This is a genomic window from Candidatus Marinimicrobia bacterium CG08_land_8_20_14_0_20_45_22 (assembly GCA_002774355.1).
Taxonomy (GTDB): domain Bacteria; phylum Fidelibacterota; class UBA2242; order UBA2242; family UBA2242; genus 0-14-0-20-45-22.
Window position 1 is genome coordinate 1 of the sequence record PEYN01000069.1, and the last position, 10,592, is coordinate 10,592.

The window sequence follows — 10,592 nt, forward strand, 5'->3', positions numbered from 1 at the left end:
ATCGAAACCGACAGTCGATTCGACGACATATTGAGCCATATCCGGAATTGCGAGCGGCTGAACGGCAACCGATAGGACATTCGGCGTTTTTTCGAGTTCATTCTGAATGTCCTGAATCGCACCCTCGACTTCCAACAAAATCGATTCACTGCCTTTGAGACGCGCGGTCAGGTTATCCGGCGTGTCCATCGCGACGACTTTTCCTTCATTGATAATGACGACGCGATTGCACGTCATGCTGACTTCCGGCAGGATGTGCGTGGAGAGAATGACCGTATGTTCATAGGCAAGGCTTTTAATTAGTTCGCGCACTTCGATGATCTGTTTCGGGTCTAAACCGACAGTCGGTTCATCAAGAACCAACAACGGCGGATTGTTCAACAACGCCTGCGCTAATCCGACGCGCTGTTTGTACCCTTTGGACAGTTTGGAAATGTGTTTTTCCAAAACGTCGGTGATAGCCATTCGTTCGGCGACGCGATGAATCTCGACGTCAATGGTTTTCTTATCAACGCCTTTGATCGCGGCGACGAATCGTAAATAATCCACGACGCGCATATCAGAATACAGCGGCGGATTTTCCGGCAGATAACCAATCCGCTTTTTGACTTCGATTCCCTGATCGAACACATCGAAACCGGCAACCCTGACCGTTCCCGATGAGGCGGGCATAAAACCCGTGATGATTCTCATGGTCGTTGTTTTACCGGCGGCGTTAGGTCCCAGAAAGCCAAGTATTTCACCTTTTTCAACGGTAAACGAGATGTCATCCACCGCGAGGACGCTCCCATAGTGTTTAACCAGATTTTTTACTTCAATCACTCGTTCCTCCTGTTAGAAAGTACTCACGTTTCGTTTTATCGACGAATTTCCACGCGTTGCTCCAAACTGATGAAATTCGATCGGTCGTCGGAATTTGGCGGGCGAATTTGATAACGTCCAATTCCTTAAGCAATATGCCGACCTTCAATTGCGTCGTCTCGTCAACATCAGTTTCACACAGCGCAATGATGATCTCGGTCGTGGTCAATTCCAGCGCCCGAATGAAGTATCTTCGTTCGATATATTCACGGATGATTTGCGAAATTTCGGAATAGTACTGCATTTGTTCTTCGACAGTTTTAAAAGTTTTTCCTTTCAATTGCTCTAATTTTCGGAAAGCCGCTACGTGAGGCGCTTCGAGAAACCTCTCATCGAGCGCCAGCGGTGGATGCTCTCTTTTCCACTTCTGGTAATATTTCCACGCGCCATAACTCAATCCCATCAAAATGATTAAAAAAACGAGCAATCGCAACGGCAGAGTTCTACGAATCGGAAACGGCGGTTTGATGTCTTTTAGGTTGGTTTCTCCAGCCGGCAACACAGAAATGATGCGGATTTTCTGCGGATCGGTTTTAAATGTCATGATGGCAGTTGTATCCGACGGTGACAGAGCGCGAATTTCAAGCGGCGGGATAGTCACGATCCCAGTGTCAAAAACCGCCAGATCCAACGTCCATGTTTGCGTCAAACCGCCATCGATTTTCTCCGGTTCGGAAAAACGGTTTCCGACGACTTCCGTCTCGCCCAACGTCTTTTCGATAAACGGAAATTGAAACCGAGTTCCTTCTGGATACGACAGACCAATTGTCATCTGAATCCGGTCGCCTATCGTCGCAATTGTTGTGTCAATCTTAACCTGTACGGTGATCGGAATTGCCTCCGAAAAAGCGGAAATGTTGAGCAGGAAAGACAATAAAATCGACAGAACAATTTTTATACCACTCAATTTATTTCCTATCTTTCGCTGTCTCATATTGAAAGTCGCCGATCCAAAATCGTTTACCGAAATCTTCTCTCCCTGTTCTTAAAAAATTTCACGAGCGGATCAACATAAGACTCCGAATCATCGATTTGAATCAAGTCCAGATTCATACTCTTGGCGTCTTTGACAAACTTCTGACGCTTTTGATCGATCAGATCGGCGTACATTTGGCGGAAATTGTTATCGGTCGTATCAACCCATATTTCTTCCAGTGTCTCTGCATCCTGCATTTTTAGCAAGCCGACATTCGGAATTTCCTTCTCACGCCGGTCGAACAGCTGAATCGCGACGACATCGTGTTTTTGGTTCAGCACGCGTAGAGGTTTTTCATATCCTTCGTCAATGAAATCCGAAATGAGGAAAACGATCGACTTACGTTTTAGACCTTTGAGTAAAAATTCCAGACCATTTCGAAGACCTGTCCGCGGCGATGACGGTTGAAAATACATCAGTTCGCGAATCGCTCTAAGTGTATGGCTTTTCCCTTTGCGCGGCGGGATAAATTTCTCGACAACATCACTAAAAATCATGAGCCCGACTTTGTCATTATTTTTGATGGCGGAAAATGCCAATAGCGCGGAAATCTCAGCCGCGATTTCCGATTTGAACTTTTCGTGCGAACCAAAGGCGCCGGAGCGGGAACAATCGACCGCCAGCATCACCGTTAACTCGCGTTCCTCTTCGTTAATTTTGACGTACGGGTGATTGTACCGCGCTGTCACATTCCAATCGATCATCCGGAAGTCATCACCATATTGGTATTCGCGGACTTCGGAAAATTCCATCCCGCGTCCTTTAAAAACCGAATGGTATTCGCCGCTGAACACATCATTAACCAAATGCCGCGTTCGCAGTTCGATTTGCCGCACTTTTTTCAGAATTTCACGCGTCAGCATGATTTCACCATCATTCGCATTGGTTTCTGGAAATCGGGAACAGAAACGGTTCCTTCACCGCGTTTCCGTTTTTATTATTATGGGACCTCGACCGTATCGATAATCCGCTGAATGACATTTTCAACATTAACTTCCTCGGCTTCCGCTTCAAAAGTCAGGATGATGCGATGCCGCAGAATATCCCAAACGACATCGCGGATGTCTTCGGGCGTCACGTAGCCGCGCCCCTGAATGAACGCTTTCGCTTTTCCAGCCATTGCAAGGAAGATGGAAGCACGCGGCGATGCGCCGTAATGAATCAGCGCAGAAAGATCGGTCAGTTTGTACGCCTGCGGTTCGCGCGTCGCAAAAACTATGTCGAGAATATATCGGTGAATTTTTTCGTCGATATAAATGTCGTTGACGGTTTTACGGGCGCGTTTTAAGTCATCGGGCAAGATGACAGGATTGACGGCGATCTCTCCGTTCGTCGTCGCCATTCGCTTCATAATTTCCAATTCTTCTTCTTTACTTGGATATGAAATGACGACTTTCAGCATAAACCGATCAACCTGCGCTTCCGGCAACGGATAAGTGCCTTCCTGCTCGATCGGATTCTGCGTCGCCAGAACGAGAAATGGATCGTCGAGCCGATGCGTATTTTCACCGATAGTAACCTGCCGTTCCTGCATCGCTTCGAGAAGCGCCGATTGGACTTTGGCGGGCGAGCGGTTGATTTCGTCGGCAAGAATAATATTGCTGAAAATCGGTCCTTTTTTCGTCTCAAAAGCGCCCGATTTTTGATTGTAAATCATCGTTCCAATCAAATCGGCTGGCAACAGATCGGGAGTAAATTGGATTCTCCGAAAAGAAGTATGAATTATTTTGGCCAGCGTGCTGACGGTCAGGGATTTTGCCAGGCCGGGAACGCCTTCCAGCAAAATATGCCCGTTACAGAGCATCCCGATAATGAGCCGATCAATCATGTGGTTTTGGCCAACGATCACTTTGCCGATTTCTTGCCGGATTCCGGAAATGAATGAACTTTCCTGCCGGATTCTTTCGTTCATCTCAGTTAGATTAAAACTCATAAATCACACCTCGTTTATTTTTTCTTGATGTCTTTCAGTTTAGGAATTTCGTCCAACGATTTCCCCAGATTTTCAAGTTCCCACTGTGCCGACGGAACCAAAATGTGATTCGGATATTTCTCGATAAATTTCGTGTAGGTTTCTTTGGCTCTGGAAAGATCATTCACTTCATTCGCATACAAGTAACCGATCATAAACAGCGCATTCGGGGCTTTTTCCGATGCCGGATACTTTTCTACGATTTTCTCATAAGTTTTGATCGCCTCGGGAAGGTCGTTTAGGTTGTTTTTATAAATTTCCGACAATGCAAATAAAGTTGGAATTGCAAGCGTGTCTTCTGGATAGAATTTGATCAGATTCTCGTATTCTTTGACGCATCCTTTGAAATCCTGATCCTGATAACAGGCGATTCCCGCATCCCAGTACCCTTGTGCGCTCTTGTCTGGTTTCTCACATCCGATCACGACCAAAACCATCAATGCTGTCAGAACTACGATTGCTTTTCTACTCATTATTGTCTTCCTCCCTAAAAATCCAAGTACATTTCCGATGATAAAAAACTGCGCCTAACTTAATCAATTCGTTCTTGACGGTCAATTCCCAAAAACAAATCTGCGGCTTAAACCAACAATTATTCGCCTTTGTTCCAATCAATTTTTCCTAAAAACGATGTCCCCATCTTTCAGATCAACGTGAACGGTATCTCCAGCACCAAATTTCCCTTCTAAAATCATCACTGCCAGCGGATCAAGAATATGTTTCTGCAGAGTCCTCTTGACCGGTCGTGCGCCATAGATCGGATCCCAGCTGGCTTGTCCTATCATCGAACGCACCGATTTCGACAAAACCGCCTCGATTCCCATTGCTTTCATTCTTACCGAAAGCCGATCGAACTGCCGCTGAACGATTTGATCGATTTCTGAAGGCAACAACGGCGTGAAAACGATAACTTCATCTACACGATTTAAAAATTCCGGCTTGAGATATTGCTTCAATTGGCTTAATACCGTTTCTTGAATGGTCGCATAAATTACGCCGATATTTTCTTCCGTAACGCCGGAAGTTTGCCCCATGATAGCCTGCGAACCGAGATTGGAAGTCATGATGATAATAGTATTTTTAAAATTGGCAACGCGCCCTTTGTTATCTGTCAATCTTCCGTCTTCCAGCACCTGAAGCAGAATATTGAAAACGTCTGGATGCGCTTTTTCGATTTCATCGAGCAGAATGACGGAATACGGTTTCCGACGAACCGCCTCTGTTAGTTGTCCACCCTCATCATAACCGACGTAACCAGGAGGCGCACCGACCAGCCGGGACACTGAATGTTTTTCCATATATTCCGACATATCGATCCGGATGATGGCGTTTTCATCATTGAAAAGTACTTCTGCCAATGCTTTCGCCGTTTCGGTTTTGCCGACACCGGTCGATCCAGTGAAAATAAATGTCGCCAGTGGGCGATTCTCATCCTGCAATCCGGCGCGCGCGCGTCGAACCGCATTGGCGACCGCCGTCACCGCTTCATTCTGCCCGACGACCCGCCGATGGATTTCGTCTTCGATGTGGAGCAGTCTTTGACGTTCGCTTTCTACCAAACGAGAAACCGGAATATGCGTCCATTTGGAGATGATTTCGGCAATATCTTCTTCGGTTACTTCTTCTCTTAACAAAGCACGACCGATCTGTTTTTGAATCAGCATCGCTTTCTCATTCTCAAGGTCACGGCTAAGTGCCGGTAATTCCGAGTGCTTGATCTGCGCCGCTCGCTCCCAGTTACCTTCACGTTCGACCTTTTCATCTTCAAGTTTCAACGTTTCGATTTTTTTCTTGAGTTCGTTGATTTGTCCAATGTGGCGTTTTTCCTCTTCCCAGTGACTTCTCAACGTGGCTGAAGTTTCTTTCTGTTGCGCCAGTTCTTTTTGGATTTTCTGATAACGTTCCTGCGACTCCGGAATATCTTTTTCCTTAGCCAATGCGCGGCTCTCGATTTCCATCTGACTGATTTTTCGTTCGACTTCATCCAATTCAGCAGGAAGCGAATCGATTTCCAGACGTAAACGGCTCGCCGCTTCGTCGATCAAATCGATCGCTTTGTCCGGTAAAAATCGATCAGTGATGTACCGATGTGAAAGTTCAACCGCCGCGATCAACGCCGCATCCTTAATCCGGATTCCATGATGAATTTCGTACTTTTCCTTAATTCCGCGCAAAATGGAGATGGAATCCTCAATAGAAGGTTCATCGACGAGAATCGGCTGGAATCGACGTTCCAGCGCCTTATCTTTTTCGATATATTTTCGGTATTCGTCTAATGTGGTGGCGCCGATGCAACGCATTTCGCCTCTCGCCAACGCCGGTTTCAGTAGATTTGACGCATCAACGGAACCTTCTGCCGCCCCAGCTCCGACGACTGTATGAATTTCATCAATAAAAAGAATGATACTTCCTTCCGCCTCAGTTATTTCGCGGATTACTGATTTCAGACGGTCTTCAAACTCGCCGCGATATTTCGCACCAGCAATCAATGCGCCCATATCCAACGCCATTACGCGTTTGCCTTTAATTCCTTCCGGAACGTCCTGATTGACAATTCTTAGCGCCAATCCTTCTACGATCGCCGTCTTGCCAACGCCCGGATCGCCGATCAATACCGGATTATTTTTCGTTCGGCGCGACAAGACCTGAAGCACGCGTCGAATTTCGTCTTCTCTGCCAATGACCGGATCGAGTTTTCCTTTTCTCGCCAAATCGTTTAAATCCCGGCAATAACGTTTCAGCGCCTGATATTTGTCCTCCGGAGTTTGATCTTTGATCTGTTGACTGCCTCGTATTTCCTTCAAAGATGACAAAAGCGTTTCTTGAGTAATGCCATTTTTCTTGAATAGCACTTTCAATTCGTCTTTGGCAGTTTCCTGTAAGGCTAAAATCAAATGCTCAATACTGATATATTCGTCCTGCAATTGTTTGGCAAATGCCTCTGCTGATCGAAACATCCGATCAGAAAGCGTGCTAATGTAAGGTTGACCAATAGCGCCGGTAACCTTGGGAAAACGCTCAATCATTCGTTCGATTTCTTCCTTGATCGGATCGATATTCCCAACAATTTTTTGTAAGACTGCTAAGCCGATATTGTCAGGAGTCGTGAGAACAGATGAAAAAAAATGGTCCGGCTGGATTTCCTGATTATTTGAATTAATTGCTATCTCGAAAGCGTTTTTTACAATTTCCTGCGCTTTAATCGTCAATTTATCAAATGAAATCATGTTTTTCCTCCTTTTTTCTAAAACGAATATGGAATCCCAAATTGGATTTGCCATAAATCTTGTTTCTCAGAGGGCCACATCGGATTGAGTTTCCTCGCATAGTCAATCCGAATCGGACCCAAAGGAGACACAATAGTCAAGCCAATTCCTGCGTCCCAGCGATAGGTTTGATCTTTGAGATCAGAAAAACTGTCGGCGAGATTGCCACCGTCGATAAATATTTCGCCACCGATCAGCCAAAAGAGCGGAAACCGAATTTCTGCGTTAGTTAGCACTTTAATATTTTTACCAATCGCAGTTCCTTTTAATTCATGATCGTCGGTAATTAGCTTGCGGTCGCGCCAACCGCGGAGGCTTGTCTCCCCGCCAAGATAAAATTTTTCGTAAACTGGCTCCTCTTTCTGAGTAAAAGAAGCCATCCACCCTACTTTTGCGCGGCCTGCCACAACAAAAGGTCCAAATAGGTTGAAATATTTGCTGAAACCTGTTTCCATCTTAAAATAATCTTGCGTTCCGCCCAGTATCAGACCGACAATTTTTCCGGTGAAAGTTACCAACGTTCCACTTTTCGGGAAGAGAAAATTATCCCGATAATCCCGGCGCAAGTTGAATGAGATCGCCCGTTCTAATTCAGACTCAGAATAATCGCCCGGTGCAGGATTGTATTTCCAGCGAATGCCTTGCATTTGGAGAGTGGTCTTCAGATAAAAACGCTTATTCGGTTGATAGATTACGGCGGCTTCACCCCCGTAACTCGTCTTTTCCTGCTCTTCGAGCAGCTGATTTTCAACAAAGAGCCGGAAGGTGTTGGATGACCGAAATCCGAGCAACCACGGTTCAACCCAGAGTACTTCCACCTCTGTCATCGGGCTGGAGAGAATATTTGTCGGATTCAAGTTCAAGGACGTAGTAACAGAAGTGCTCAAGCGGCTTCCTCTGCCAAACATGTTCCGGTGTAACCATTCGCCGGTCAGATCAACCGAAGTGTAAGGTCCACTGCCGGACAAAATACCTCGATCCTGACCGAGACCGAAATTTAGCCCGAGGTAGTGCATGTCCAATTCGCGCACATCGGCGACCAAATTCAGCGTGCGTTTGACTGTATCGATGTCTGCTAAGCGAATATTCGCACTGGAAAATAATCCGGTTTCAAAAATGTGCCGCTTCGACAGTTCCAATTTTTCCTGAGAATAGAGATCACCGGAGCGAAAAACGATCTCCCTCCTTATTGGTTTGGTCTTGACCAATTGGTTATTAACGACTTTTACCTCACCGATTCTCATCGTTTGATTTTCCGTGATAGAAATTATCAGATGAATCCCGTCATTGATGGTCAACGAATCGGAGATAACCACCAGTGGTTTTCCGATATTCGCGTATTCATAGGACATCGCCTTGATTCCCGCGCGGATTTGAATCGGATTGTACGGTTTGCCGGTCTTGTGTTGAAGTAGCGATAGGATTTTTCTCTCGCTGAGTGATTCTGCGCCCCGGATAGTAACGTCCTTTAATAAATACTGCTTACCCTCGTTGATCGAGTAATAGAGATCGACGTCGCCACTATCGAAAACCTTAAAAGAATCTTTCACTGAACAATAAAGATATCCGTCTTTGACATACAAGGATTCGATTAACAATCTGTCCAATTCGATCAGTCGCCGGGTAAAGGTTTTTGTCCGTGTGAATTGTTTATCCTTCAGGTTCATTTTCCGCTTCAGATAGCGTTGAGAAAATTTCTTATTTCCGTCAATGTATATCTTCCGGACGACGTATTCGGTCGGTGTAAAACTGTTTTTCGCGGAAAATGCAACCCCCCGTCCCGATAACAGAAGACAGAGAAGGGTGGAGTAAACGATTCGGTTAAAAACTGAAGATCTCAATAATGGTATTTATATTGATAATTAATTCGCACAAGGCCGTTCTGATCCACGTCGCCGACAAGCGATGTATATCGATTAATTCGATATTCCAGACCGAATTGCTGGTTCGGTTCGATCAGTGAAAAATTTCGTTCATAGGTGACGAACAGATTGGGAGCCAGTTTTTGGCCCAACATAACACTCCATTGATCCGTCGTTTCGTTGGTAAACAAATTACCTTTCGTACGCAATTCGAACTCATCTAATCCGCTAAAACGGCTGATACTTTTTTCGAGTTGTCGCTCAAAATACATTCCGAAAACGTTCAACGCATCGGAAGATAACCTGTCCTGACCGCTATTGCCCTCGCTGGTACTGCCGGTTCGCGTCAGAAACATCAAAATGTCACTTTGGGAGTAGTTTGAGGACTCAAAAGTGAGAAGCGGTTGTTCCATATCACCGGTCAGATAGACGGTGGCATATTCATTTTTGTCACTTGAGATACTTTTCGTTGAATCGGTTTTGGTATAGGAAGCGAGATCGACCTGTGCCTCGATATCCAGAGTCGGATTAAATTCGATTGGATCAAAAATGATCGAACCGCGCACAATATCGAATTCCCAGCCGTAATAGAAAAATTTGCCGCTTCGGACGTCCAGCGATCCGGAAAATTGGAACGGGTCAGAGCCATTTCGGATTATCCACATCTCACCCGATAGATCCGCATCTAATTGGTTGTTTCTGAAATATAGATTTCCGGGGATGATTGAATGAATATTAATATTCGTATAGGTGGAACTGGGTTTGACCTTTTCCAGAATCCGTTCGGTTGATTGGAACTCATTTCGGATAATGAAATCTGTGACATCGACATCACCTTCGATGTTGATCGTATCACGTCCGGATATACTAAACTCGCCGTTGATGACGCCTTCCTGTTCGGCTAACAGCGTCCGTAGGTACAGCCCTTTCCCGACGGCTTTCAGTTTATAATCAGGACGGAAAAACCGAGTAAAATCGATTTGACCGGAAATGGTCAGATTGGGTTCGAGATTGTTTATTTGCGGCGGAAAAAAAACGTCCAGCGTTATGGATTTCAGTTTCGATTTCGCCTGATCGAGTTTACTGCGTGGAACCGGTTTGAACATATATGCATTCATTGAAACAATGTCGAGAACATTGTTGCTCATCAATGCGCTTCCTTCGATTCCGGTGATCGGATTTTCCAGCATTGACATTTTTAAAATCCCACCTTTTACGGTGACGTTGCCGGAGCGAACTGGATGTTTAGGTGTTCCAGTAAAACTCAACGCGATGTCGAAATCTCCCGTCAGATTTTCCACGTCTTCAAGATAATCATTTATAAACACAAGCGAATTCGAATGCTGAGAAAAATTCAAACTCATCAATGAATCCGCATTGTAAGAAAACACCAGTGGAATAAACTGGATCGTGAACGGCAGAAATCCTTTTCCTTTTGTAGTACCTGCTTCATCCTTAAATATTAGATTGGAAAAAACAAATCGCGACTTCTGATATTGTCCTTTGACCGCTAACTCTTTCCCCCGCACTTTGTCAAAAACCGGATCGGCGATAGTGAGATCGTAATCAATCACCGGCGTATCCATTCGATTCTTAACCTCGATCTTACCGGATATTTTTCCGTCCTTTGGTATCTTTGACAGAAAAACGGGATC

8 protein-coding genes are annotated in these 10,592 nt (G+C 45.3%); all 8 read right to left on the reverse strand.

Annotated features, from left to right (window positions below):
• On the reverse strand, positions 1–822 hold an 822-nt coding region (locus COT43_04175), incomplete at its 3' end, for an MFS transporter (protein PIS29260.1).
• On the reverse strand, positions 815–1,768 hold the full coding sequence (locus tag COT43_04180) for a hypothetical protein (protein ID PIS29261.1): 954 nt from the start codon (positions 1,766–1,768) through the stop codon (positions 815–817). The genes COT43_04180 and COT43_04175, both read right to left, overlap by 8 nt.
• Positions 1,769–1,821: 53 nt before the next feature.
• A complete protein-coding gene (locus tag COT43_04185) occupies positions 1,822–2,700 on the reverse strand; it encodes a DUF58 domain-containing protein (protein PIS29262.1) in 879 nt (292 codons plus the stop codon).
• A 77-nt stretch (positions 2,701–2,777) separates the two neighbouring features.
• Positions 2,778–3,770: an ATPase gene (locus COT43_04190; GenBank protein PIS29263.1), complete on the reverse strand. Its 993-nt coding sequence runs from the start codon at positions 3,768–3,770 to the stop codon at positions 2,778–2,780.
• 14 nt (positions 3,771–3,784) lie between these two features.
• Positions 3,785–4,282, reverse strand: coding sequence for a hypothetical protein (locus tag COT43_04195; GenBank protein ID PIS29264.1), 498 nt, complete (start codon positions 4,280–4,282; stop codon positions 3,785–3,787).
• Positions 4,283–4,420: 138 nt separating this feature from the next.
• Entirely contained in the window at positions 4,421–7,033 is a 2,613-nt protein-coding gene (gene clpB / locus COT43_04200) for an ATP-dependent chaperone ClpB (GenBank protein ID PIS29267.1), read from the reverse strand.
• A 20-nt stretch (positions 7,034–7,053) separates the two neighbouring features.
• A complete protein-coding gene (locus COT43_04205; protein PIS29265.1) occupies positions 7,054–8,916 on the reverse strand; it encodes a hypothetical protein in 1,863 nt (620 codons plus the stop codon).
• Positions 8,913–10,592 (reverse strand): hypothetical protein (locus COT43_04210; protein ID PIS29266.1); only part of this gene is annotated, 1,680 nt, incomplete at its 5' end. The genes COT43_04205 and COT43_04210, both read right to left, overlap by 4 nt.

What these genes read in the sequence shown, in the direction of transcription:
- COT43_04185 (PIS29262.1), bottom strand. Translation starts at nt 2,700, where the DNA reads ATGCTGACGCGTGAAATTCTGAAAAAAGTGCGGCAAATCGAACTGCGA.
- COT43_04190 (PIS29263.1), bottom strand. Translation starts at nt 3,770, where the DNA reads ATGAGTTTTAATCTAACTGAGATGAACGAAAGAATCCGGCAGGAAAGT.
- COT43_04195 (PIS29264.1), bottom strand. Translation starts at nt 4,282, where the DNA reads ATGAGTAGAAAAGCAATCGTAGTTCTGACAGCATTGATGGTTTTGGTC.